Below are 23,059 nucleotides of genomic sequence, written 5' to 3' on the forward strand. Positions count from 1 at the left end.
AAGGGTTGCTGTTGCGAATGGTTCTTAGGGTTCGACGGAATTGTGCCGGTCGACAGTCGCCGTGACCGCGACATTCATGGTGACATTGGCGAGCGTGCGCATGATGTCCGGCAGCATTTCGACCGCTACCAGCAGGGCCAGCGGCTCGACCGGGATACCCATGGCCAGGGCGATGGGTCCGATCGACACTACGAAGCTGATCGAGCCGGGAAGGCTGACCGAACCGACGCTGATCACCAGCGCGACCGCCACGCCCGCCGCGATGGCCGGCAGGGTCAGCTCGTATCCCGCGACGTGGGCGACGTAGATCGCGACCCCCAGATTCATGGCGGGACTGGTCGCGCGGAAGATCGCCACGGCGAGCGGAAGGACAAAATCGGCAACGCTTTCCCGAATGCCGAGCCTGCGCGAACTGTCCAGCATCGCCGGTAGGCTCGCTAGCGAACTTTGCGTGGAGATGGCCACCGCCTGCGATGACAGCACCGCGCGGGTGAACCGGCCGAGGCCGACCCGGCCACCGAATAGCGCCAGGAGATAAGCAAGCACGAGCACAATGAGACCCATCGCGGACACGACGAGGATGTAATGCGCAAGCGTGGCGAAAGCGCCGCTCCCCGCCTGCGCGGCGACGCCGAGAGCCAGCGCGAAGACTCCGACCGGTGCCAGCCAGAGGACCCACCCGATGATCGTGAGCATGGCATTGGCCAGAGCCCGGAATAGCCCGATCAGCGTGGCGCGCTGGTCGTCAGGCAGCCGCGCGATCGCGACAGCAAGAACCGCGAAGAACACCGTCAGCGGCAGCGTGGCGGTTTCCGCTGCGGCGGCGATGACGTTCGGCGCAATAAGCGAGGCGATAAAATCGGCGATTTCCGGCACCTGCTGCGGCTCTACGTCTCCGGACAGGAGCAGCGCCGAAGCGGAATCGGGAACCGGGAATGCCGCCAGGAGCAGCGGCATGGCCAGAACCGTGCCGAGCGCGCTCAGCAGCAAAATGCCGAACACCAGCGCCAGGAACCACGCCGCCACGGGGCCCGCCCGCGCCGCAGCGATCATCTGCGTGATCCCGAGGACCAGCAGGGACGCGACCAGCGGAATGATCGTCATCTGCAAGGCGCGCAGCCAGAGGGCGCCAACCGGCTGGACGACCGGGAGGATCGCGTCCAGGAAGGCGCTGCCCGAAAGGAGCACGCCCGCGAGCAGGCCGGCGATCAGACCGCCGAACGTCCACCACACCGGAATACGGATCGTCACCAGATCGGTGGATTGCGCTGTGTTCTCGGCCAAGCGGGTCCCTCCCCTTTCCTTTGCTGCCTAATCGCGGCAAAGGCGGCTGGCAATTCAAGGGTGAGACGGCAGGTTATGGGACGCAAGTTTTTCGGCACCGACGGGATACGCGGGCGCACCAATTCGGGGCCGATGACGGCGACCATGGCGATGCGCGTGGCACAGGCGGCCGGAAACCATTTCCGCCGCGGGGACCATCGGCACCGGGTGGTGATCGGCAAGGACACGCGCCTCTCCGGCTACATGATCGAAAGCGCGATGGTCGCCGGCTTCACCAGCGTGGGCGTCGACGTCATCATGACCGGCCCCCTGCCCACGCCGGCCGTATCGCTGCTGACGCGCGAAATGCGCGCCGATCTCGGCGTGATGATTTCCGCTAGTCACAACCCTTACGAAGACAATGGCATCAAGCTGTTCGGTCCGGACGGCTTCAAGCTGTCCGACGATACCGAGGCGGCGATCGAGGATGCCATCGACAGCCAGCCCGAACTCGTCCCGCCCGAAGAGATCGGGCGCGCCCGGCGGATCGAGGATTCGCGCGGTCGATACATCCACGCCGTGAAGCAGGCCGTGTCCGACGAGACGCGGTTCGACGGTCTGAAGGTGGTCGTGGATTGCGCGAACGGCGCAGCTTACCAGGTGGCCCCTTCGGCAATCTGGGAACTCGGCGCGGAAGTCATCACGGTGGGTGTCGATCCCAATGGAACCAACATCAATGCCGGGGTCGGATCGACCTCGCTCGACGCGGTGAAGGAAAAGGTCCTCGAAACCCATGCCGATATCGGCATCGCGCTCGACGGAGACGCGGACCGGCTTATCGTGATCGACGAGAAGGGGGAGACGGTCGACGGCGACCAGATCATGGCGGTGATCGCCTCGCGCATGGCGGAAAAGGGCCAGCTCAGGGGCGGCGGTGTGGTCGCGACGGTCATGAGCAATCTGGGCCTCGAACGCTACCTTGAGGGGCGTGGCCTGACGCTGGAGCGCACGAAGGTTGGCGATCGCTACGTCCTTGGCCGCATGAAATCGGGCGGCTTCAATGTCGGCGGTGAACAGTCGGGGCACATGATCCTGCTGGACTACGCGACGACCGGGGACGGCACCGTCGCGGCCCTTCGCGTGCTGGCCAGCCTGGTCCATTCGGGACAGCGCGCGAGCGAGTTGCTCCATGCGTTCGAGCGTGTCCCCCAGATCCTCAAGAACGTGCGCTACGAGAAGGGACGCCCACTGGACGACGAGCACGTGAAGCAGGCGATCGCGGACGCGGAAAGCGCGCTCGGCAGGTCGGGCAGGCTTGTGATCCGGCCGTCGGGCACCGAACCGGTGATCCGCGTGATGGCGGAAGGCGACGACGCGTCCGAGGTCGAACGGGCCGTGGACAGCGTGTGCGACGCCGTGAAGGCAGTGGCCTGATGCTGGAAATGCGGCCCGACTGCGAACGGTGCGGCACCGACCTGCCCGCGTCAGCGCCGGGAACGTTCATCTGCAGCTTCGAATGTACCTTCTGTGCCCGATGCGCGGACGAACTGGACGACCGCTGTCCCAATTGCGGCGGCGAACTCATGGATCGCCCGGTCCGCGCCAGGGACCTGCTGGCAAAGTTTCCCGCCAGCACGAAACGCCGCTTCGAGGGCTGAGACGCAGCGAACATGGCCATCGACTATCCCCGCGTCCTCGTCATTGCCGGTTCCGACAGTTCGGGCGGCGCCGGCATCCAGGCGGACATCAAGACCGTCACCATGCTGGGCGGTTTCGCTACGACCGCAATCACGGCGGTCACCGCGCAGAACACGACCGGGGTTCAGGGCGTCGAGATCCTGCCGGACCGTTTCGTCGCGCAGCAGATCGAAAGCGTGCTGACGGACATCGGGGCGGACTCGGTCAAGATCGGCATGCTGGGTAGCGAGGACATCGTCTCCGCCGTGGCCGATGCGCTGGCCGGGTTGGACCGGGAAGTCCCGATCGTGCTCGATCCGGTCATGGTCGCGACCTCGGGCTCTACGCTCGCCAGCGATCCGACCGTGACCGCCATGAAGGGGCAGCTCTTTTCGAAGGCCACTCTCCTTACGCCCAACGTCCCCGAATTGACTGCGCTGACCGGACACGAAATCGCGAGCGTCCGCGATCTGCACGATGCGGCGCTCGAACTGGCGCGCGAATACGGCGTCCTCGTGGTCGCCAAGGGCGGTCATCTGGCAGGCGATACCGTGACCGACCTCCTGGTCGAGGCGGATGGATCCTCCCTGCGATACGACCATCGGCGCATCGACAGCCGTCACACCCACGGAACGGGCTGCACCCTTGCCAGCGCGATTGCCACGCTGCTCGGGCGCGGTCAGACCCCGGCGGACGCGGTCAGCATTGCGCGCAAATTCGTCTATCGCGCAATCGAGGCCGCACCCGCCTTCGGTGCCGGCGGCGGTCCGATGCGGCACAATTTCGGGCGTTAGCGCGAGAGTTCGTAGAACTCGGCGATGTGCGCCCAGGCCTCGTCCGCGGTCTCGCACCAGCGGAACAGGTCGAGGTCGGCGTGGCTGATCGTGCCTTCGTCGGCAAGCGCTTCGAAATCGATCACCCGCGTCCAGAAATCCTTGCCGAAGAGGAGTATCGGCATGGGCTTCATCTTGCCGGTCTGGATCAGGGTCAGCAGTTCGAAGAACTCGTCGAAGGTCCCGAAGCCCCCCGGGAACACCGCGACCGCCTTCGCGCGCAGCAGGAAATGCATCTTGCGCAGCGCGAAATAGTGGAACTGGAAACTGAGATAGGGAGTCACGAAGGTGTTCGGCGCCTGTTCGTGCGGCAGCACGATATTGAGCCCGATCGATTCTGCCCCGGCGTCGCTTGCACCCTTGTTGCCCGCTTCCATGATCGACGGACCGCCGCCGGTCGTCACCACGAACTGCCGCAACCCGTCCTCGATGATCGACTTCTCGCTCACCATCCGGGCGAGCTTGTAGGCCTCGTCGTAATACTTGGCCTTGGCGGCCAGGTTCTTGGCGACACCCTTGCTCTCTTCCGAGGCGTTTTCGACCAGCGTTTCCGCTTCCGCAGTCGAGGGAATGCGTGCCGATCCGTACATCACGAGCGTCGAACCGACACCCGCCTCGTCCAGCAGCATTTCCGGCTTCAGCAGTTCGAGCTGGAAACGCACCGGGCGCAGTTCGTCGCGCAGCATGAAATCGGTATCGCGAAAGGCGAGGCGATAGGCCGGATGCTGGGTCTGGGGGGTCGATTGGGGGGCGGCGTCGGAAAATTCCGCTTCCTCGTTCGCCCGGTAAAAACGCCGATCGCTCAGATCGTGCTCTGCATCCTTGTCGCTCATGTGGCGCGCGTTAAGCGGTGCCGCAGCCCGCTGCAAGCCGATGCTTCAACCGGCGGTATCCTCGGCCGCGCGATAGAGCATGCCGGACCGGTTGCCAGTGCGGCAAAACGCCAGGATCGGCCGCGGCATTTCGCGCAAGGCGTCGGCAAAGGCCGGCACCTGCGATTCGAGGGGAATGTCCGCGCCGACGGGGATGTGGCGCACTTCCATGCCTTCCGCCTGCGCGGCGGCGGCCACGTCCGCCCAGGCCGGCTGGCCCGGTTCTTCGTCATCGGGACGGTTGCAGATGAGCGAGCGGAATCCCGAGGCGGCCAGCGCCTTCATGTCCTCGGGCCGGACCTGGCCGGTAACGCCCACATCCGGAGCGACGTCCTGAACTTGCATGGCGACAATCCCCTTTTTCAGGAATTTGGATGCCCCGTGAGGATTCGAACCTCAATTGACGGAGTCAGAGTCCGTAGTCTTACCATTAGACGACGGGGCAATGGCGCGGGCGCGAGAGTCGATCGCGGGTCGCCGGGCCGCGCCAATACGGTCGGGCGGGAACGAGGTCAAGACCGGACCGACCTGTTCAGCTTGCCGAAAAGCAGTTTTGTCGCTAACTACAAGGGCAAGTCCCCGCGAACACCTCGCGGGAGGAAAAGAAAGTAATACAATGGCGGACTATCATCCGCCGGACGTAAACAGGAGGGCTGACACAAGAGGGGTCGACCGGTCCGGCAGGGCGGAAGAGCACCGCCCCCATGCCCCCTCTCAGCCCGAAGCCAGTGCCGCAGGCCAGGCCTCTCGTCCCAAGGCGGGCGGGAAGCGGCACAGTTTCAATCCGCGGCAATCCTATGCCGCGCTGGACCTCGGCACCAACAATTGCCGCCTGCTGATCGCCCGTCCCTCGGGGCAGGATTTTACCGTGATCGATGCCTTCAGCCGCGTCGTCCGCCTGGGCGAAGGGCTGGCGAACAGTGGGCGGTTGAGCGACGCGGCAATGGACCGGACGCTGGGCGCGCTGGAAGTCTGCGCCGAAAAACTGCGAAAGCGCAACGTCCACCTCGCGCGGTCCGTCGCCACCGAAGCCTGCCGCCGGGCGGCCAACGGCCCCCGCTTCATCGACCGGGTGAAACGGGAGACCGGGATCGTGCTGGACGTCATTTCCGCACAGGAGGAAGCGCGCCTCGCGGTCCTTGGCTGCCATGTCCTCCTCGAAGTCAACGAAGGCCCGGCGATCATTTTCGACATCGGGGGCGGATCGACCGAGCTCGTCCTGATCGAACCCGATCGCAAGGTTCCGCGCATCCTCGACTGGCTGAGTGTGCCGTGGGGCGTGGTGTCGCTCACTGACACCGTGCGCCACATGAGCGAGGGCGACCGCCATGCGCGCTATCGCGAGATGCGCCGCATCGTCGAGCGGGCTTTTGCCCCCTTTGCCGCGCGTATCGCGCCGCGGATGAGCGGGGCAGAGGATATCCAGCTTCTCGGCACCAGCGGCACGGTCACGACGCTGGCCAGCCTGCATCTGGAACTGCCGCATTACGACCGCCGGGCGGTGGACGGCCTGATCGTTCCGTCCGCTTCGATGCGCCGGATCAGCACCGATCTGTCCGGCATGTCGATAGAGGAGCGGGGCGAACTGCCCTGCATCGGTCGCGACCGGGCGGACCTTGTAGTCGCAGGGTGCGCCATTCTGGAATCGATCCTCGACATCTGGCCGGCCGAGCGGCTGGGCGTTGCCGACCGCGGCATCCGGGAGGGTATCCTGCGCAGCCTGATGGCCGCCGATTTCGCCGCCGACCGGGCGACCCGCCGTGGCTAGATCGGGGCGCGATGCCGACAAGCGCGTACGGACGGCGAAGGGGCGCACCGCGTCCTCCACCCGGTGGCTGGAGCGCCAGCTCAACGATCCGTACGTGAAGAAGGCAAAGGCAGACGGCTATCGCAGCCGCGCGGCCTACAAGCTGATCGAGCTGGACGAGAAATTCGGCCTGCTGAAAGGCACGAGGCGCGTTGTGGACCTCGGCATCGCACCCGGCGGCTGGAGCCAGGTCGTTCGCGCCAAGGCACCCAGGGCCGCCATCGTGGGGATCGACCTGCTGGAAACGGATCCGATCGACGGGGTCACCATCCTGAAGATGGATTTCATGGACGATGCCGCCCCGGCGCGGCTTGAAGCGGCGCTCGACGGCGCGCCCGACCTGGTCATGTCGGACATGGCGGCCAACACGGTCGGCCACAAGCAGACCGATCACCTGCGCACCATGGGCCTGGTCGAAGCGGCGGCATGGTTCGCCATCGAGACGTTGGAAAGCGGCGGATCGTTCGTCGCCAAGGTGCTGGCCGGCGGGACCGACACGGACTTGCTGAAGCTGCTGAAGTCGCACTTCAGGACCGTGAAGCATGCCAAGCCGCCCGCCAGCCGCAAGGGTTCTTCCGAATGGTACGTCGTGGCGCAGAACTTCAAGGGGCGCAGTTAGCGCCCCTCGCGTCTTTGATCGGATAGTCTCCCCGGTCGGGGAGAGGCCGGTTATTCGCCAGGCTTGACACCGCCGGCATCGGTCGCCGCGTTGGAACCGGCCACCGGCTGTTCGGCACCCATGGCGCCGGCGGCTTCCACGTCACCGACTTCGCCGCCTTCGATGGCGCCCGGACCTTCGGCCGCACCGTCGACCTCTTCGCCTTCGGTAGCTTCGCCTTCGGCTTCGGGCGTGAATTCAGGAAGCGCCGGCCCGCCGCCATTGGCGAGCATATAGAGAATTACGTTGGCGCGATCTTCCGCGCTGCCGAGACCGGCAAAGCTCATCTTGGTGCCGTTCGCAAAACCGCGCGGGCTCTTGAGCCAGGCGTCCATTTCCTCGAAGCCCCAGTTGCCGCCATGGCCGGACAGTGCGGAGCTGTAGGCGAAACCAGGGGCATGGCTGCCGATTGGCTGGCCCATGATAGCCCAGAGATTTGGACCGATGCCGTTAGCCCCGCCCTGCGCGATGGTGTGGCATGCGGTGCACTTGGCGAAGACCGCTTCACCCGCTTCTGCGCTGCCTTCCTGGAGAAGCTGCGCGAGCGGCGGACCGGAATCGGCACCGCCTTCTTCGGCGACCTCGATCGGGTAGCCGAGAACTTCGGGACGCTCCGCCTCTCCGCCGTGGAACAGCTTGGAGGTAAGGCTGGACGCGCCCAGCGCGATGATGCCGGCGAAAAGGACCCATCCGGCAATGGTATTGAAACGATCGTCCATCGGTTTCGGTTATCCGCAAGTGCTGAAGTCGAAGATGGGGGCCGCTTTAGGCAGCAGCGTGGCCGAGGGCAAGGGTCCGCGATGCATTCGGCCTTGCAGTTCGCGCACCATTGTAGGCCGCGAAGTCCCGCCCTAAGGGGCTTCGACCCATGCGCAAGTTCCCTGCCCCTGCTCTCGAACTGGTCGAAACGATGCGCCTTGCGGCGCAGGGCGATCCTGCGCGCACGATTTCCTTCGGCGGCGCCCCGGGCTCCAATTCCCACCGCGCCGCGGGACAGTTCGATCCTGATGCGCTGCCGCTGCCCTGCCACGGCTTCAACGACGCGATCGATGCCGTGAAGACCGGCATTGCCGGCCGCGCCCTGATCCCGATCGAGAATTCGCAGCACGGCCGGGTCGCGGACATCCATTTCATGCTGCCCGAAAGCGGGCTGTCGATCGTGGCGGAACATTTCATCCCGATCCATCACGCCCTCATGGCACTGCCCGGATCGGGGGAACTCGAAGGCGTCTACAGCCACCCGCAGGCGCTCGGCCAGTCGCGCCACTTCCTGCAGGAACGCGGCCTCGTTCCCCTCGCCCATGTCGATACGGCCGGCGCCGCGGCGCATGTGGCGGAGCGTGGCGATCCGCGCTTCGGTGCCATCGCCCCGGCCATCGCAGCGGAAATGTACGGGCTCGAGATCATCGAGAACAACGTCGAGGACGCGGCCGACAACATGACCCGGTTCGTGGCACTGGCACCGGAACCGCTCGATCCTCCGGCATTGGGGGACGGGCCCTTGATGACTACCTTCATCTTCGAAGTGAAGAACGTGCCGGCGGCACTCTACAAGGCGCTTGGCTGCTTCGCGACCAACGGCGTCAACATGACCAAGCTGGAAAGCTACCAGAGGGGCGCCAGCTTCGCCGCGACGATGTTCTACGCCGATATCGAAGGCGCGCCGGGCATGGCCGGAGTGGACGTGGCGCTGGAAGAGCTTGCCTTCCACTGCAAGCGCCTGCGCATGCTCGGCAGCTATCCGCAGGCGCGCCAGCGCGGCTGAGCCGATTTGCGTTGTTGCGCGGCGGGATGCGACCTGCCACGACATCGGGCGTGACTGCGGGATCGGCACAGACGGGGGCGCCGGGGGGCGTCATTTCGAGCGAAGGCTACGAAGCCGTGCGCGCGGACGAATCGATCCAGTACGCGCCCGTCGAGATGCCGAAAGCAGAGCCGCGCGAACCGGGCTGGCTGGACGCGTTCTTCGAATGGCTCGGGGATCTTCTGTCCCCATTGGCAAAACTCTTCGGCGCCTCTTGGTTCATCGTGCAGTGGATCCTGATCGCACTTGCGGTCGCGATGGTCGCCTATCTGATCTGGAAGATCGTCGAGCCGGCGCTCGAATTCCGCAATGAGCGCGACAAGGGGGTCGAAACCGACTGGGTCCCCGAACGATCGGAAGCGATCGCCTTGCTGGAAGATGCCGATCGCCTGGCGGCGGAGGGACGTTACGACGAGGCCACGCACCTGCTCCTGATTCGCAGCGTGGGCCAGATCGCGGCCGCGCGGCCGGAATGGGTCGAACCGTCCAGCACGGCGCGTGAACTCGCCCGCCTGCAGGCGTTGCCGGAAGCGGCGCGCACGGCATTCGGCGTGATTGCCGAGCGGGTGGAACGGAGCCTGTTCGCACTCAAGTCGCTCGGCCGGGAAGACTGGCAGGCCGCGCGCGACGCCTATGCACGGTTCGCGCTCCAGCGCCTCGGAGGATCGGCGTGAGCGCGCGGGGCGGCAACACCTTCGACCCCAAGGTGGTCTTCGGCCTGCTGGTATTTGGCGCTCTGGCGTTCTTCCTCACGCTCTATTTCATCGGCACCGGCCAGACCGGGCAAAGCGAGAACGACGGGGCCCCTCACGCCGGTGGCAAGGGGCTAGTCGGATATGCGGCGATCGCGCGCCTGCTGGAAGAAGAGGGCCACGAGGTCGAGCTGCTGCGCAGCCAGGGCAATCTGGACGACGAGGGCCTGCTGGTCCTGACCCCGCCCAAGTTCGCCGATCCGGAGGAAGTGGCGGAGGCTATCGACCGGCGGCGCTATATCGGCCCGACCCTGCTGATCCTCCCCAAATGGAACGCGATGGAAGCGTCCATGATGAGCGAGGACGCGAAGGACGGCTGGGTCACGCTGTTCGGCACTTCCGAACCGCAATGGGCGGAGGAGCTCGACGAGGATTTCAACTCCAGCTTCATCGAGACGCAACGGCGGATCGATGTCGAGCTCGATATCAAGCCGCGCAAGGGCGGTTTCGCGGGTCTCGATCGGCGCGGCGCCCTGCCGGACGAGAGCCAGGTGCAAGCCATGGAGAACGGCAATGTCCGTCCCATGGTGCTCTCCCCCGACGGAGCCATCTTGGTCGGATACCTACAGGACTGGGGCGAGTACCCGGTGCTGGAGGACGCGCTGGGCGACGCGCCCCCTCCCGCCGCTGCGACGGACGACAATCCGCCGAGCGTGACCATGTCGATCAATCCTGCAGACGAGGACTATTCCGACGAGGGTCTCTGGGCCGTGGTGGTCGTTGCCGAGCCGGACCTCATCAACAATTACGGGATGGCCGACCGGACCCGTGCGGAACTGGCCCACTACATCGTCGACCTGACGATGGAGGGGGAGGATCTGCCGGTCATGTTCGACCTCACTTTCAACGGTATCGGGCAGACGCAGAACCTGCTGACGCTGGCCTTCATCCCGCCCTTCCTGGCGGCGACGCTGTGCCTCATCATCGCAATGATCGTGGTCGCCTGGCGCGCGCTGCGGCGGTTCGGCCCGGCCGTGGCGGAGGGGCGCGACATTGCCTACGGCAAGGCGCGGCTGGTGCGAAACAGCGCGTCCTTCATCCAGCGCACGCGCCGTCACCACCTGCTGTCGCAGCCCTATGCCGACCTCATGCGCGAGCGGCTGGCGCGGACGCTGGCGGTACGCCGCAGTGACGATGAAGCGCTCGACCGCGCGCTTGCCGGGCGCCTGAACGACGAGGAACCGCCCAGTCGCCGTCTTTCCGCCCTGGAGAACGCGCGCACGCCGCAAGACATGCTGCGCGCAGCCGACGCGCTCAAAGATCTCGAAAGGAAACTGGCCCGATGACGATGACACTCGACGACGTGCGCGCCCTTGCGCAATCCATCCGCGGCGAGGTCGCCAAGGCGATCGTGGGGCAGGACCGGATAGTCGACCATTTGCTGATCGCGCTGCTGTCCGAAGGGCACGTGCTGCTCGAGGGGCCTCCGGGGACGGCCAAGACCTTCCTGGCGCAGTGCTTCAGCCACGCGCTGGGTCTCGATTACGGCCGCATCCAGTTCACGCCGGACCTGCTGCCGGGCGATATCCTGGGCTCCAACCTGTTCAACTTCCAGACCAGCCAGTTCACCCTGACGCGCGGGCCGATCTTCTGCGAACTGCTGCTGGCGGACGAGATCAACCGCACGCCGCCCAAGACGCAGGCCGCGCTGCTGGAAGCCATGCAGGAACGGCGCGTCACGCTGGACGGCGAGACCCACTCGCTGCCCGAACGGTTCATGGTCGTCGCGACGCAGAACCCGATCGAGAACCAGGGCGTCTATCCCCTGCCCGAAGCGCAGCTGGACCGCTTCCTGTTCAAGGTGCTGGTCGGATATCCCGATGCCGATGAGGAGGCGCGCATCGTCACGCGTTACGGCCAGCGTCAGGGTCCGCAGCGGCCCGCCGAATTCGGGATCGAGGCCGTCGCCGACAGCGCGAAGCTGGTCGCGGCGAGCGATGCGCTGGAGCAGGTGACGGTGGCCGACGACATCACGCAATATGTCGTCCGGCTGGTGCGCGCCACGCGCGACAATGCGGAACTGGCGAGCGGCGCCTCGCCACGCGCGGCGGTCATGCTGGCCAATGCCGCCCGCGCCCGGGCCGCGCTCGAAGGGCGCGCCTATGTCGTGCCCGACGACGTGAAAGCCCTCGCCACGGCCGTGCTGCGCCATCGCCTGATGCTGAGCCCGGCGGCCGAGATCGAGGGGCGCCAGATGGAAGACCTCGTCACCGAGCTGGTCGAGAGCACCGAGGCACCGCGCTAGACCCTCGATGACCTTTCCCATCCTCCCCACCGTGCGCGCGGCCTGGATCGCCGCGCTGGCCGCCCCGGTCGCGGTGGTCCTCGCCGCGATCGCGCCGGGGTCCTGGGCGATCGCGCCCGCGGCGGGCGTGGCGCTGCTGGTGCTGGTGCTGCTGGACGGGCTGCTCGCGGGCAGGCTGGCCGACTGGCAGATCACCGCGCCCGCGGACACCGAAGTGGGCGAGCCGATGCAGCTGGGCATCATCGCGGAATTCCGCGGCCGTGTCAGTCTCGGCCGGCCCGATGCGGCGATCGAGATCGACCCGCGCCTGCACGAGGATGGCCGCACCGAAATGCCGCTGGATTGGGACCGCGCCACCGAAAGCTGGCAGGGCGCGTCCACCCTCACGCCCGGCCGGCGCGGCCCGGCGCCCGTCAGCCGGATGTGGCTGCGCTGGACCGGCCCGCTCGGCCTCGGCGCGCGCCAATCGCAGCGCGACGTCGAGCACACCGTGCGCGTCTGGCCCGACCTGTCGCCGGTAAGGAGCCCCGAGCTCCAGCATTTCCTGCGCGATGCGACCTTCGGCCTCATCGCACGGCGCATTCGCGGCGAAGGAACCCAGTTCGAGGCGCTGAGCGAATACGAGGCCGGGATGGATCGCCGCCGGATCGACTGGAAGGCGAGCGCGCGGCACACCAAGCTCTACGCCCGCGAGAACGAAAGCGAGCGCAACAACCAGATCGTGTTCGCCTTCGATTGCGGGCAGACCATGTGCGAGCCCATCGACGGACTGCCGCGCATCGACCGGGCGGTCAGCGCCGCGCTTACCGCGTCCTATGTCGCGCTGAAAGGCGGCGACCGGGTGGCGCTGTTCGGCTTCGCCCAGCGGCCGGAAATCTTCACGCCGTTCGTCGGCGACACGCGCGCCTTCCACCGGCTGCAATCGGCGGCGGGCGAACTCGACTACCACACCGAGGAACCCAACTTCACCCTCGCCCTCGCCACGTTGACCGCGCGCCTCCAGCGCCGGTCGATGGTGGTGCTGTTCACCGATTTCACCGATCCGACGGGCGCGGAAATGATGATCGAGAGCGTGGGGCGGCTGGTCGACAAGCACCTGGTGCTGTTCGTGACCATGGAGGACGCGGAACTGGACGGCCTCGTCTCGGCCGATCCGCGCACCATGAACGACCTCGCCGTGGCGGTCAGTGCGGAACAGCTTGTGCGCCAGCGCCGCGTCGTGCTCGAACGGCTGCGCCGCATGGGCGTGGACATCATCGAGGCACCGTGGGACCAGATCGGCTACCGGCTGATCGATTCCTATCTCGACATCAAACGCTCCGGCGCGATCGGCTAGGGAGGGAACCGGCATGGCCTCAGCAAGCGCAACCATCCGGCCCGCCGTCCGCGGCGAGGCGCCTTCGGCCGCGATCGAGGCACCGAGCGCGATCGAGGTCGCGGCGCTCCGGTCCGACCGGTTCCGGATCGAGCGGGAGGACGACTGGCGGCGGCTGGAAGCGATCCTCGACCGGATCGAGAGCGGCCGTCTGCGCAAGCTTTCGGACGACGACGTGCTGGCGCTCCCCGCCCTCTACCGTACCGCCGCGTCCAGCCTTGCCGTCGCGCGCGAGACCTCGCTCGACGCGGCGACCATCGCCTATCTCGAATCACTGGTGCAGCGCGCCTGGTTCCAGGTTTACGGCCCCCGGGTCGGCTTCGTCCGCTGGCTGCGCGGGTTCCTGGGTGGCGGGCTGAGCCAGGCGGTGCGCGACATCTGGCTGGAAATCTGCATCGCGCTTGCCGTCATGGTCGCGGGCACGGTGGTCGGCTGGCTGCTGGTCGCGCGCGATACGGAATGGTTCTACACGCTGGTGCCTTCGCAATTCACCGACAGCCGCCAGCCCGGGGCCAGCCGCGAGGTATTGCGCGAAAGCCTGGCGGTGACGGAATACGAAGGCGGCATGTCCGCCTTCGCGGCGCAGCTCTTCACCAACAATACGGGCGTGTGCATCCTCGCCTTCGCGCTCGGCTTCGCGTTCGGCGTGCCCACGCTGCTGCTGCTGATCTACAACATGGCGGTGCTGGGCGCGATGCTGTGGCTCTACAACAGCCAGGGCCTTTTGCCCGAATTCGCCGCCTGGCTGGCCGTCCACGGCACGACCGAATTCTTCGCCATCCTGCTGGCGGGCGCGGCGGGCCTTCACGTCGGGCGCAAGATGGCGTTCCCGGGCCGGCGCACCATCCTCAACGCGACGGCCGAAGGCGGCCGGCGCGGGGCGATGGTGCTGGTCGGCTGTTCCATCATGCTGATCTTCGCGGCCCTGCTGGAAGCCTTCCCGCGGCAGATGGCGACGGCGGAGACGCGGGCGCTGCTGGGCGGTTTCATGCTGATCTTCTGGCTGACCTATTTCTTCGCCTTCGGCCGCGGTCGCCCGAAGGAGGAAACGGCATGAGCGACGTCCTCGCACCCCATCTGGCACACACCGCCAAGCGCCGCCGGACGCGGATCACGCCCGAAGGCGTCGCCCTGCCCTTCACCGTGGCGACGCGCGGCGCGCGGGCGGGCGCGTTCATACTCGACTACTTCATCCTGATGGCAGGCGCCGTGCTGTTCACCCTGCTGCTGGGCACGTTCTACAGCCGGCTCGGCCTCAGCGGTTCGATCAACGGTTCGGGCGAATTCATCGTCATCCTGTGGACGCTGTTCTGGTTCGTCGCCTGGAACGGCTATTTCATGATCATGGAACTGAGCCCGCGCGGCGCCACCTGGGGCAAGCGGGCGGTCGGCATCCGCGTGGCCGCGCGCGACGGGACCCGGCTGACGCCCGAAGCGGTGATCGCGCGTAACCTAGTGCGCGACATCGAGCTGTTCCTGCCGCTGGTGCTGATCATGACCAATTCGTTCTTCGGCGGCAGCGGGCCTGCGGGCTGGGCCGGGCTGGCATGGTTCCTGGTCTTCCTGCTGTTCCCCTTCTTCAACAAGGACGCGCTGCGCGCGGGCGACGTCATCGCCGGCACATGGGTGGTCGAGAAGCCGAAGATAAAGCTGGCCGACGCCCTGTCCGCCGAAGGCGCGGCACGCGCGGGCAAGAGTGCGGTGACCGGTGCGAAATACGAATTCGGCGAGGAGGAGCTGGCCGTTTACGGCGAATACGAACTGCAGACGCTGGAACGGGTGCTGCGCGAGGGGCGGCCCGATGCGATGGACGCGGTGACCGACGCGATCTGCAACAAGATCGGCTGGAACCCCGGCAAGGGGGACGAGCGCGCCTTCCTCGAAAGCTTCTACGCCCAGCTGCGCGCCAGGCTGGAAAACGACATGCGCTTCGGCAAGCGCAAGGCGGACAAATACTCGTGACGCTGTCGCGCAGACATTTCCTCGCCGGGACCGGCGCGCTGGGCGTGGCCGCCTGCACGACGCCGGGCGGGAGCGACGGGCTCGGCCCGCTGCGGGACGAACTGGCGGCGGCGGAGCTGCGGGGCAACGGGACGCTGAGCGTTTCCATCCTCGACACGGGCAGCGGGCGCAGCCTGTCCCATGCCGGCTACGCCCGGGTGGCCCATTGTTCGTCGTTCAAGCTGTCGCTGGCGGCGCTGGTCATGCAGCGGATCCGGGCCGGGACGCTGGACGCGAACGAGACCCTGCGCTGGAGCGAGACGGACCTCGTGGAATATTCGCCGGTGACGCAAGGCTGGACCGCGCGCGGGGCGACGCCGCTGGAACTGGCCGAGGCGACCCAGAAAACCTCCGACAATACGGCGGCGAACGTGCTGCTGAAGCGGCTGGGTGGACCGGAGGAACTGACGCGGTTCTGGCGCGCGCTGGGCGACGAGAGCAGCCGGCTGGACCGCTACGAGCCGGAATTGAACCACGTGCCGCCGGGCGAGATCATGGACACGACCACGCCCGACGCGATGGCGATGACGGTCGCGAAGCTGCTGACAGGCGACGTGCTGGCGCCGGAAGACCGGCGCATGCTGAGGCAGTGGACCATCGACACGCAGACCGGTCTGCAGCGCGTGCGCGCGGGCCTGCCGCAGGGCTGGGTCGCGGGCGACAAGACCGGGACCAGCCTGTGGCCGGACATGCGCAGCATCTATGTCGATGTGGGTTTCGCGCAGCCGCCCGGCCGCCCGCCGATCGTGTTCGCCGCCTATTTCCGCTCCGCCGGGACCGACGCGACGGTCGATCCCGTGGCGCAGAACGTCTTCGCGGAAGTCGGAACGGTACTGGCGCGCTTCGCGGCGCTGGCCGGAAGTTAGTCCGCCGCGTCCTCGCCGTAGATCGCGACCTCGTTCAGCCCCGCACTGTCCGCGCGGCCGCGATACATGCCGGGCGTGTTGAAGCTGAAGATCGTATGGCCCTCCGCCGTGACGACGATCACCCCGCCATCGCCGCCGAGTTCCTTCACCTCGGCCATGACGCTGTCGGAGATGTGCTGGGTAACTTCAGGTGCCACGGGGATAGCGATTAACTCGACCAGAGGTATCGATTTATCTGCGTCCTCGGGACTGTTCATCGCTTTGCTTATTGCGGAGGCTACCGCCTCCGGGTCCATCGTACGGCCCACTTTAAGCAACGTACAAATCTCCTGCGCCACGCCCACGCGGATGAAATACTCGCCCGCGCCGGTCGCGCTGACGGCGCAGCTGCGATTGTCGGCGTAGGTGCCCGCGCCGATCACCGGGGCATCGCCGATGCGGCCCCAGCGCTTGCCGGTCATCCCGCCGGTCGAGGTGCCTGCGGCGAGGTTGCCGTCCATGTCCAGCGCCACCGCGCCGACCGTGCCGTATTTGTGGTCCACGTCCTGCGCGGAAAGCCGGTCCGCCTTCATCCGCTCCAGCGCCTCGCGCCGGCGGTCGGTCTCGAAATAGGCGGGCGGCTCGGTCGCGATGCCGGGGGCCATGTCGCGCACGAACTGCTCCGCCCCGGCCCCGCTCAGGAACACGTGCCGCCCGTCGTCGCGCACGGCATCGGCCAGCAGGATCGGGTTGCGGATCGAGGTCACGCCCGTCACCGCGCCTGCGCTCCGGTCGCGCCCGTCCATGATCGCCGCGTCCATCTCGATCCGGCCGTCCCAGGTGAAGACCGACCCGCGCCCAGCGTTGAACAGTGGCGAATCCTCCATCGGGACGATCGCCGCCTTCACCGCGTCCATCGCGCTGCCGCCTTCGCGAAGGACCCGCGCGCCCGCATCGAGCGCGGCCTGCAGCGCGGCGCGGTACTCGGCCTCCTGCTCGGCCGTCATGTTCTCGCGCAGGATGGTCCCCGCCCCGCCATGGATCGCGATCGACCAGCGCGGATCCTCGTCCGGCAAAGCCTCCTGCGCCAGGGCCGCCGGCGCCAGAACCAAGGAAAAAGCAAGAAAAATGAAACGAAAACGGCACATGCGGATTCTCCCCATGAGCCCTGCTAGCGCACACAGCGCGGCGGGCGCAATCGGCTGGAATTTCGGATTGCCGCCCGTCTGTGGTAGTCCGGGGGCGACAGCAAACGGGGAGAAACGACGATGAACCGATATCGCTTCAACGAGGATCTGGCGATGGAGCTGCTGACCAAGGCAGTCTTCGTCATCGCCATCCTGATTGTCACCTGGATACTGGCCAAGGCGGCCAAGTGGGCCTTTGCCAAACTGGTCGACAACATCGCCTTCCTCCAGCGCGACACCAGCAGCGGGGCATCGCTGGGCGAATCGCTGGGCAAGATCATCTCCCTCCTCATCTGGCTGTTCGGCCTCCTGGGCGTGCTGACCGTCCTCGAACTGGGCGGCGTCATGAGCCCGATCCAGAACCTGCTGAACAACATCGTCGCCTTCGTGCCGAACCTGATCGGGGCGGCGCTGATCTTCTTCATCGGCGTGATGGTCGCAGGGATCGTGCGCGATCTCGTCGTCACTTCGCTGGCCACGGTCAATTTTGACAAGTGGGCCAATCGCGGCGGCATCGACGACGTCACGGGCAACACCGCGATCAGCAAGACCATCGGCACGATCGTCTACGTCCTGATCGTCATCCCGGTGGCCATCCTGGCGCTCGATGCACTCGATCTCGAAACGATCAGCGGCCCTGCCAGCAACATGCTCAACATGATCCTGGCCGCCATCCCGAACATCATCGGCGCCGCCCTGCTGCTCGGCATCGGCTACCTGATCAGCCGGTTCGTGGTGCAGATCCTGGAAGAAGTGCTGCCGGGTCTGGGCGTTGACCGGTCGCTGCAGGCGACGGGCCTCGTCGGAACGGGCACCAGCGCGTCGAGCATCATTTCGCGCATCGTGCAGGTGGCGATCATCATCTTCTTCGCCATCGCCGCCACCCGCCTGCTGGGCTTCCCGGAACTGACCGCGATCCTCGACCAGGTCCTCGAACTGGGTGGACGCGTCGTGTTCGGCGCGGTGGTCATCGGCTTCGGCTTCCTGATCGCCAACCTGCTCGCCCGCCTCATCGCGGGCAGCGAGGAAGGCAGCAGCACTGCGGCCACCATCGTGCGCTATGCCACGATCTTCCTGTTCACCTTCATGGGCCTCAATTTCACGGGCGTGGGCGAAGTCATCACCGGCACCGCCTTCAGCGCCATCGTGATCGGCGCATCGGTGGCGGGCGCGCTGGCCTTCGGTCTCGGCGGCCGCGAATGGGCCGCCCGCCAGCTGGAAAAGCTTGAGAACGGCCACGCGATCGGTGACGGCACGCCGCCGGCTTCGCAGCCGCCGCGCAAGCCCGCCCCGCCCGCCGCGCCCAAGTCCGACGATCCGCTGCCCCCGGGGGCCTGATCGGGCACGCGAACCCTTCCCACCGGGAAGCGGGAAAGATAGGGGCGCAGGGTCACATGATCCTGCGCCCCGTCTCTTCGTCCGATGTCCCCGCCCTCGCGCAACTGGGCCGGGACAGCTTCTGCGCTGCGTTCGAACATCTCTACCGTCCCGAAGACCTGCGCAATTTCTTGGAAGAAGTGTATTCGGAAGACGCCGTGCGCGGCGAGGTGGAGGACGATTTCTGCACCCACAGGCTCGCCTTCGACGGCGATGCGCTGACCGGTTTCGTCAAGATGCGCGCGCCCAGCTGGTATGCCGAATATTCCGATGCGGCGAACCCGATCGCGCTGGGCCAGCTCTACACCGATCCGGCCCGCACCGGGCAGGGGATCGGCGCGGCGCTGATGGACTGGGCGCTGGCCTACGCGCGCGACGAGGGGCACGATGCGATCCAGCTGTCGGTCTGGAACGAGAATTACGGCGCCCAGCGCTTCTATGCCCGCTACGGATTTGCCAAGATCGCCGACATAGACTTCTGGGTCGGCGACCACCGGGACGACGAATTCCTTTACGAACTGCGCCTCTGACCCAAGCCTTCAAGGAGAGAACCCATGAGCGATTTCGGTTTCGAAAGCACTGCGGACGACGTGCTGGAAGGCAAGGACCTGACGGGCCGTACCGCCTTCATCACCGGCGGGTATTCCGGGCTGGGCCGGGAGACCGCGCGGGCCATGGCGGACAGGGGCGCGCATGTGGTCATCGCCGGGCGCGATGCGGACAAGGGCGAAGCGACAGTCGCCGAACTGAAGCGCGAAACGGGTAACGATTCCATCGAATTCGTCGCCTGCGACCTCGCCTCGCTTGGCAGCGTGCGCGCCTGCGGGGCCGAAGCGCGCGACCGGCTGGCGAAGATCGACCTGCTGATCAACAATGCCGGCGTCATGGCCTGCCCCAAGGACACCACCGCGGACGGGTTCGAGCGCCAGTTCGGCACCAACCATCTGGGCCATTTCCTGCTGACGAAGGAGCTGATGCCGCTGGTCCGCAAGGGCAAGGCGCCGCGCATCGTCAACCTGTCGAGCCGGGGGCACCATCTGGACGAGGTGCATTTCGACGATCCGAATTTCGAGGACCGCGAATACGACAAGTGGAAGAGCTACGGCCAGTCCAAGACCGCCAACATCCAGTTCGCCGTGGGACTGGAAAAGCGCTTCGGGCCCGAAGGCATCCACGCCATCGCGCTTCACCCCGGCGGGATCATGACCAATCTGGGCCGGCACATGACGGAAGAGGACATGCGCTGGATGAAGAAGCGCATGGAGGACAATGCCAGCCAGGGCGGCGAAGGCTTCAAGACCATCCCGCAGGGCGCGGCCACCACGTGCTGGGCGGCGACGACCGAGGAGCTGGAAGGCAAGGGCGGCCTTTATTGCGAGGATTGCCAAGTTGCCCCGGTGGACGACGAGAGCACCCAGGGCGGCGTGCGCTCCTACGCGCTGGATCCGGACAAGGCGGACCGGCTGTGGGCGCTGTCGGAACGGATGGTCGGGGAAAGCTTCGCGCCCTGATCCGGCGCGCCGGAAGCGCGCCCGTCAGAGCCAGCGCAGGCGTTTGAAGATCACCAGCAGGATGACGATGATCGCGGCGCAGATGCCGGCGACCCACCAGAAGGCGTTGCCGCTGTCGACGCCCGGCATGCCGCCCACGTTGATGCCGAGCAGCCCGGTCAGGAAGCCCAGCGGCAGGAAGATCCCGGCCACGATCGTCAGCATGTAGGTCGCGCGTTCGTTGCTGCTGAGCGCGCGGGTGCGCAGTTCGTCCATCAGCACGACCGCACTTTCCTTGCTGACGTCGATATCGTCGAGATAGCGGCGCAGGCGGTCGATCGTCTCCGCGATCTCGCGCCGGTCGTGCTCCTCGAACCAGGCGGGCGCATCGCGGCTGATCGCTTCCAGCGCCACGTGCTGCGGTCCCATGTGCCGCTGCAGCCCCAGGCAATTGCGGCGGATGGTGGCGATGCGGTTCAGCATGTCGTCCGGGTCGTCGTCCATGTCCCGCTCTTCCAGCGTGTCGATCTGGTCGTTCATGTCGATGATGGACTGGTTCATGCGCGCCACCATCGCCTCGGTCAGCTGGGTGACGATGGCGCCTGCATCGGTCGGCCCGGCTCCCTGGTCGATCTGCGCGAGCACGTCGCGCGGGGTCTGTAGCGGGAACCGGCGCAGGGTGATGACCCGCACCCCGTCGCTCCACACCTGCATGGAAACCATGTCCTCCGGCTCCGCGCCGGGATTGAAGTTGATGCCGCGCAAGGTTGCCACCAGCGCGTTCTTCTCGCGAAAGGCGCGCGGGCGGGTCTGGTCGCTGGTCAGCAGTTCGGCGGTCGGTTCGGGAATGCCGACCTGCTCCTGCAGCCATTCGTAGACGCCGGGCCGGTTGCGGCAGAGATGCATCCAGAGGACCGGCTCCTGCGCCGTGGGTTGGCAGGACCGGGCCCCGGCCCAGTCCAGCACGCGGCCGCCGCCCTGCCCGTCCAGCGCCCGGGCGAACAGCAGCGGGGTATCGTCCTGCGTATCGGTATGATCGTTCATGCGCCCGACCATGCCCCAAGAAAGCGCGATTTCCTACACGCGGCGCACGTGTTAAGGGCCCGGCCATGGCGCCGGTCGCAAATCCGCAGCATTGCCCCCACATGGGTGGGCCCGGCGGGCCTTTTAGCCCAGCCAGTTTTAATTCTCCTGGACTGTGGTCCAGGCGGTCCAAGTGTACCGTACGAAAGACGAACCGATGAACCACATCCGCCCCTGGCGCACGATAGAACGGCGCGAATCGCGCCAGATCATGGTCGGCAACGTGCCCGTCGGCGGCGGCGCGCCGATCACCGTACAGACTATGACCAACACGCCGACCGAGGATGCGGTGGCGACCATCGACCAGATTCGCCGGTGCGAGGATGCGGGCGCGGACATCATCCGCGTCTCCGTCCCGACCGAAGAGGCGAGCGCGGCCTTCGGCAAGATCACGCGCGCCGCTCAGGTGCCGATCGTCGCGGACATCCACTTCCATTACAAGCGCGCGCTGGAAGCGGCGGACGCGGGCGCGGCCTGCCTGCGCATCAATCCCGGCAATATCGGCAGTTCGGAGCGCGTGGCCGAAGTGGTCCGCGCCGCCAAGGCCAATGGCTGCGCGATACGGATCGGCGTGAACGCGGGCAGCCTGGAGAAGGACCTGCTGGAGAAATACGGCGAGCCCTGCCCCGAAGCGCTGATCGAGAGCGCGCTCGACCACATCAAGCTGTTGCAGGACCACGACTTTCACGAATTCAAGGTCGCGGTGAAGGCGAGCGACGTTTTCCTGGCGGTGGCCGCCTATCACGGGCTGGCCGAGGCGGTCGACTGCCCGCTGCATCTCGGCATCACCGAGGCGGGCGGCCTGATCGGCGGGACGGTCAAGTCCAGCATCGGCATCGGCAGCCTGCTGTGGGCCGGGATCGGCGACACCATCCGCGTGAGCCTGTCCGCCGAGCCCGAGCGCGAGGTGAAGGTCGGGTTCGAGATGCTGAAGGCGCTGGGCCTGCGCACGCGCGGTGTGCGCGTGGTCTCCTGCCCGTCTTGCAGCCGCCAGGGCTTCGACGTGATCCGCACGGTCGAGGCGCTGGAAGAGCGGCTGGAGCACATCAAGACGCCGATGAGCCTGTCGGTCCTCGGCTGCGTGGTCAACGGCCCCGGCGAGGCACGCGAGACCGACATCGGCATCACCGGCGGCGGCAAGGGCAAGCACATGGTGTACCTGTCCGGCGTGACCGACCATCACGTGGCCGACAACGACATGCTCGACCACATCGTGAAGCTGGTGGAGCAGAAGGCCGCCGCAATCGAGGCGGGCGAGGCGCAGGCCTTCGATCCGCACAACGCACCCGCAGCGGAAGCGGCGGAGTAGGCGCTTGCTGAACGAGAGCCTGCTGACGTTCGAGATCCTGCCCGAAGCCGCGCTGAGACTGGGCGTCGCGACCGGCGTGGGCATGCTGCTCGGCTTCGAGCGGGAAACGGACAACCACCCGGCCGGCGTGCGGACCCATGCGGTCATCGCGCTGAGCGCCGCGCTCGTCATGCTGACGGCGATCCTCCTTACCGGGCAGCTCGACCCTCAGGGACAGCGGATGGACGTGCTGCGCGTGATCGAGGGCATGGCGACGGCCGCCGGTATCATCGGCGCGGGCCTGATCGTGTTCAAGCAGGGTAACATCCGCAACCTGACCACCGCCGCCCACATCTGGCTGACCGCCACGATCGGCATTGCCTGCGGCGCGGGGCAGTACGTGCTGGTCGGGCTGGCCGCCGCGCTAGGCCTGTTCGTGATGCTGGTGGTGAAGCGGCTGGAGAAGTCCGCCACCCATTTGCGCGACTGATCCGGACGTGCT

At 66.8% G+C, this 23,059-nt stretch carries 24 protein-coding genes and 1 tRNA gene; 18 read left to right on the forward strand and 7 right to left on the reverse strand.

Features of this window, described 5'->3' with window-relative positions:
• Window positions 1–24 precede the first annotated feature (24 nt).
• The gene (locus AB1K63_RS09230; protein WP_366959813.1) at window positions 25–1,284 is read right to left on the reverse strand and encodes a cation:dicarboxylase symporter family transporter; all 1,260 of its coding nucleotides are present in this window, start codon (window positions 1,282–1,284) and stop codon (window positions 25–27) included.
• A gap of 75 nt (window positions 1,285–1,359) precedes the next feature.
• On the opposite strand from AB1K63_RS09230, the gene glmM reads away from it, so the two are divergent.
• Genes glmM through thiD form a run of 3 tightly spaced genes read left to right on the forward strand, consistent with a single transcriptional unit; the run spans window position 1,360 to window position 3,734 of the window.
• Window positions 1,360–2,697 carry a phosphoglucosamine mutase gene (gene glmM, locus AB1K63_RS09235; protein ID WP_366959814.1) on the forward strand — a complete coding sequence of 446 codons (1,338 nt, stop codon included), beginning with the start codon at window positions 1,360–1,362 and terminating at the stop codon, window positions 2,695–2,697.
• Entirely contained in the window at window positions 2,697–2,921 is a 225-nt protein-coding gene (locus tag AB1K63_RS09240; protein WP_366959815.1) for a DUF1272 domain-containing protein, read from the forward strand. Before glmM ends, AB1K63_RS09240 begins: the two co-directional genes overlap by 1 nt.
• 12 nt (window positions 2,922–2,933) lie before the next feature.
• Window positions 2,934–3,734 carry a bifunctional hydroxymethylpyrimidine kinase/phosphomethylpyrimidine kinase gene (gene thiD / locus AB1K63_RS09245; RefSeq protein ID WP_366959816.1) on the forward strand — a complete coding sequence of 267 codons (801 nt, stop codon included), beginning with the start codon at window positions 2,934–2,936 and terminating at the stop codon, window positions 3,732–3,734.
• On the opposite strand, the gene AB1K63_RS09250 is transcribed toward thiD, so the two are convergent.
• The 3 genes from AB1K63_RS09250 to AB1K63_RS09260 all read right to left on the reverse strand — a co-directional run bounded on the left by AB1K63_RS09250 (window position 3,731) and on the right by AB1K63_RS09260 (window position 5,090).
• A complete protein-coding gene (locus tag AB1K63_RS09250) occupies window positions 3,731–4,606 on the reverse strand; it encodes an LOG family protein (protein WP_366959817.1) in 876 nt (291 codons plus the stop codon). The genes thiD and AB1K63_RS09250 overlap by 4 nt on opposite strands.
• A gap of 45 nt (window positions 4,607–4,651) precedes the next feature.
• Entirely contained in the window at window positions 4,652–4,990 is a 339-nt protein-coding gene (locus AB1K63_RS09255) for a TIGR01244 family sulfur transferase (RefSeq protein WP_366959818.1), read from the reverse strand.
• A gap of 26 nt (window positions 4,991–5,016) precedes the next feature.
• Window positions 5,017–5,090: transfer RNA gene (locus tag AB1K63_RS09260), tRNA-Gln, on the reverse strand.
• A 171-nt stretch (window positions 5,091–5,261) separates the two neighbouring features.
• On the opposite strand from AB1K63_RS09260, the gene AB1K63_RS09265 reads away from it, so the two are divergent.
• Both AB1K63_RS09265 and AB1K63_RS09270 read left to right on the forward strand, forming a co-directional pair.
• A complete protein-coding gene (locus AB1K63_RS09265; RefSeq protein ID WP_366959819.1) occupies window positions 5,262–6,413 on the forward strand; it encodes a Ppx/GppA phosphatase family protein in 1,152 nt (383 codons plus the stop codon).
• Window positions 6,406–7,071, forward strand: coding sequence for an RlmE family RNA methyltransferase (locus tag AB1K63_RS09270; RefSeq protein ID WP_366959820.1), 666 nt, complete (start codon window positions 6,406–6,408; stop codon window positions 7,069–7,071). The genes AB1K63_RS09265 and AB1K63_RS09270 overlap by 8 nt, the downstream gene beginning before the upstream one ends.
• Window positions 7,072–7,121: 50 nt before the next feature.
• On the opposite strand, the gene AB1K63_RS09275 is transcribed toward AB1K63_RS09270, so the two are convergent.
• Complete coding sequence (locus tag AB1K63_RS09275) at window positions 7,122–7,829, reverse strand: cytochrome c family protein (protein WP_366959821.1); 708 nt, start codon at window positions 7,827–7,829, stop codon at window positions 7,122–7,124.
• Between the two features lie 149 nt (window positions 7,830–7,978).
• Here AB1K63_RS09275 and AB1K63_RS09280 point away from each other — a divergent pair, with 149 nt between their 5' ends.
• Genes AB1K63_RS09280 through bla form a run of 8 tightly spaced genes read left to right on the forward strand, consistent with a single transcriptional unit; the run spans window position 7,979 to window position 16,153 of the window.
• Window positions 7,979–8,875, forward strand: a complete 897-nt coding sequence (locus tag AB1K63_RS09280) for a prephenate dehydratase (protein ID WP_366959823.1) — start codon at window positions 7,979–7,981, stop codon at window positions 8,873–8,875.
• A gap of 26 nt (window positions 8,876–8,901) precedes the next feature.
• The gene (locus AB1K63_RS09285; protein ID WP_366959825.1) at window positions 8,902–9,588 is read left to right on the forward strand and encodes a hypothetical protein; all 687 of its coding nucleotides are present in this window, start codon (window positions 8,902–8,904) and stop codon (window positions 9,586–9,588) included.
• Complete coding sequence (locus tag AB1K63_RS09290; RefSeq protein WP_366959826.1) at window positions 9,585–10,952, forward strand: DUF4350 domain-containing protein; 1,368 nt, start codon at window positions 9,585–9,587, stop codon at window positions 10,950–10,952. The genes AB1K63_RS09285 and AB1K63_RS09290 overlap by 4 nt, the downstream gene beginning before the upstream one ends.
• The gene (locus AB1K63_RS09295; RefSeq protein ID WP_366959827.1) at window positions 10,949–11,911 is read left to right on the forward strand and encodes a MoxR family ATPase; all 963 of its coding nucleotides are present in this window, start codon (window positions 10,949–10,951) and stop codon (window positions 11,909–11,911) included. The genes AB1K63_RS09290 and AB1K63_RS09295 overlap by 4 nt, the downstream gene beginning before the upstream one ends.
• A 7-nt stretch (window positions 11,912–11,918) precedes the next feature.
• A complete protein-coding gene (locus AB1K63_RS09300) occupies window positions 11,919–13,247 on the forward strand; it encodes a DUF58 domain-containing protein (RefSeq protein ID WP_366959828.1) in 1,329 nt (442 codons plus the stop codon).
• A 13-nt stretch (window positions 13,248–13,260) separates the two neighbouring features.
• On the forward strand, window positions 13,261–14,343 hold the full coding sequence (locus tag AB1K63_RS09305; protein WP_366959829.1) for a stage II sporulation protein M: 1,083 nt from the start codon (window positions 13,261–13,263) through the stop codon (window positions 14,341–14,343).
• Window positions 14,340–15,248, forward strand: coding sequence for an RDD family protein (locus AB1K63_RS09310; protein ID WP_366959830.1), 909 nt, complete (start codon window positions 14,340–14,342; stop codon window positions 15,246–15,248). The genes AB1K63_RS09305 and AB1K63_RS09310 overlap by 4 nt, the downstream gene beginning before the upstream one ends.
• On the forward strand, window positions 15,245–16,153 hold the full coding sequence (gene bla, locus AB1K63_RS09315) for a class A beta-lactamase (protein ID WP_366959831.1): 909 nt from the start codon (window positions 15,245–15,247) through the stop codon (window positions 16,151–16,153). Before AB1K63_RS09310 ends, bla begins: the two co-directional genes overlap by 4 nt.
• Here bla and AB1K63_RS09320 read toward each other — a convergent pair.
• Window positions 16,150–17,244, reverse strand: a complete 1,095-nt coding sequence (locus AB1K63_RS09320; protein WP_366959832.1) for an isoaspartyl peptidase/L-asparaginase — start codon at window positions 17,242–17,244, stop codon at window positions 16,150–16,152. The genes bla and AB1K63_RS09320 overlap by 4 nt on opposite strands.
• Before the next feature lie 156 nt (window positions 17,245–17,400).
• On the opposite strand from AB1K63_RS09320, the gene AB1K63_RS09325 reads away from it, so the two are divergent.
• The 3 genes from AB1K63_RS09325 to AB1K63_RS09335 are packed head-to-tail and all read left to right on the forward strand — an operon-like array spanning window position 17,401 to window position 20,207.
• Window positions 17,401–18,657: a mechanosensitive ion channel gene (locus AB1K63_RS09325; protein WP_366959833.1), complete on the forward strand. Its 1,257-nt coding sequence runs from the start codon at window positions 17,401–17,403 to the stop codon at window positions 18,655–18,657.
• Window positions 18,658–18,713: 56 nt separating this feature from the next.
• The gene (locus tag AB1K63_RS09330) at window positions 18,714–19,226 is read left to right on the forward strand and encodes a GNAT family N-acetyltransferase (RefSeq protein WP_366959834.1); all 513 of its coding nucleotides are present in this window, start codon (window positions 18,714–18,716) and stop codon (window positions 19,224–19,226) included.
• Between the two features lie 24 nt (window positions 19,227–19,250).
• Complete coding sequence (locus tag AB1K63_RS09335; RefSeq protein ID WP_366959835.1) at window positions 19,251–20,207, forward strand: SDR family NAD(P)-dependent oxidoreductase; 957 nt, start codon at window positions 19,251–19,253, stop codon at window positions 20,205–20,207.
• A gap of 24 nt (window positions 20,208–20,231) precedes the next feature.
• Here the strand turns inward: AB1K63_RS09335 and AB1K63_RS09340 are convergent, their stop codons facing one another.
• Window positions 20,232–21,230 (reverse strand): zinc transporter ZntB, encoded by a 999-nt coding sequence (locus AB1K63_RS09340; RefSeq protein ID WP_366959836.1) that lies wholly within the window; start codon window positions 21,228–21,230, stop codon window positions 20,232–20,234.
• Between the two features lie 196 nt (window positions 21,231–21,426).
• Between AB1K63_RS09340 and ispG the strand changes: the two genes are divergently transcribed.
• Together ispG and AB1K63_RS09350 are read left to right on the forward strand one after the other, a co-directional pair.
• Window positions 21,427–22,578, forward strand: a complete 1,152-nt coding sequence (gene ispG / locus AB1K63_RS09345) for a flavodoxin-dependent (E)-4-hydroxy-3-methylbut-2-enyl-diphosphate synthase (protein ID WP_366960684.1) — start codon at window positions 21,427–21,429, stop codon at window positions 22,576–22,578.
• A gap of 4 nt (window positions 22,579–22,582) precedes the next feature.
• Entirely contained in the window at window positions 22,583–23,047 is a 465-nt protein-coding gene (locus AB1K63_RS09350) for an MgtC/SapB family protein (protein ID WP_366959838.1), read from the forward strand.
• The last annotated feature ends 12 nt before the right edge of the window (window positions 23,048–23,059 follow it).

It is taken from the genome of Qipengyuania sp. JC766 (assembly GCF_040717445.1).
Classification (GTDB): Bacteria; Pseudomonadota; Alphaproteobacteria; order Sphingomonadales; family Sphingomonadaceae; genus JC766.

Bases quoted from the DNA above. Each gene is read 5' to 3' on its own strand.
- glmM (WP_366959814.1), top strand. From the start codon at position 1,360: ATGGGACGCAAGTTTTTCGGCACCGACGGGATACGCGGGCGCACCAAT.
- AB1K63_RS09240 (WP_366959815.1), top strand. From the start codon at position 2,697: ATGCTGGAAATGCGGCCCGACTGCGAACGGTGCGGCACCGACCTGCCC.
- thiD (WP_366959816.1), top strand. From the start codon at position 2,934: ATGGCCATCGACTATCCCCGCGTCCTCGTCATTGCCGGTTCCGACAGT.
- AB1K63_RS09250 (WP_366959817.1), bottom strand. From the start codon at position 4,606: ATGAGCGACAAGGATGCAGAGCACGATCTGAGCGATCGGCGTTTTTAC.
- AB1K63_RS09255 (WP_366959818.1), bottom strand. From the start codon at position 4,990: ATGCAAGTTCAGGACGTCGCTCCGGATGTGGGCGTTACCGGCCAGGTC.
- AB1K63_RS09265 (WP_366959819.1), top strand. From the start codon at position 5,262: ATGGCGGACTATCATCCGCCGGACGTAAACAGGAGGGCTGACACAAGA.
- AB1K63_RS09275 (WP_366959821.1), bottom strand. From the start codon at position 7,829: ATGGACGATCGTTTCAATACCATTGCCGGATGGGTCCTTTTCGCCGGC.
- AB1K63_RS09280 (WP_366959823.1), top strand. From the start codon at position 7,979: ATGCGCAAGTTCCCTGCCCCTGCTCTCGAACTGGTCGAAACGATGCGC.
- AB1K63_RS09285 (WP_366959825.1), top strand. From the start codon at position 8,902: ATGCGACCTGCCACGACATCGGGCGTGACTGCGGGATCGGCACAGACG.
- AB1K63_RS09295 (WP_366959827.1), top strand. From the start codon at position 10,949: ATGACGATGACACTCGACGACGTGCGCGCCCTTGCGCAATCCATCCGC.
- AB1K63_RS09300 (WP_366959828.1), top strand. From the start codon at position 11,919: ATGACCTTTCCCATCCTCCCCACCGTGCGCGCGGCCTGGATCGCCGCG.
- AB1K63_RS09305 (WP_366959829.1), top strand. From the start codon at position 13,261: ATGGCCTCAGCAAGCGCAACCATCCGGCCCGCCGTCCGCGGCGAGGCG.
- AB1K63_RS09310 (WP_366959830.1), top strand. From the start codon at position 14,340: ATGAGCGACGTCCTCGCACCCCATCTGGCACACACCGCCAAGCGCCGC.
- AB1K63_RS09325 (WP_366959833.1), top strand. From the start codon at position 17,401: ATGAACCGATATCGCTTCAACGAGGATCTGGCGATGGAGCTGCTGACC.
- AB1K63_RS09330 (WP_366959834.1), top strand. From the start codon at position 18,714: ATGATCCTGCGCCCCGTCTCTTCGTCCGATGTCCCCGCCCTCGCGCAA.
- AB1K63_RS09335 (WP_366959835.1), top strand. From the start codon at position 19,251: ATGAGCGATTTCGGTTTCGAAAGCACTGCGGACGACGTGCTGGAAGGC.
- AB1K63_RS09340 (WP_366959836.1), bottom strand. From the start codon at position 21,230: ATGAACGATCATACCGATACGCAGGACGATACCCCGCTGCTGTTCGCC.
- ispG (WP_366960684.1), top strand. From the start codon at position 21,427: ATGAACCACATCCGCCCCTGGCGCACGATAGAACGGCGCGAATCGCGC.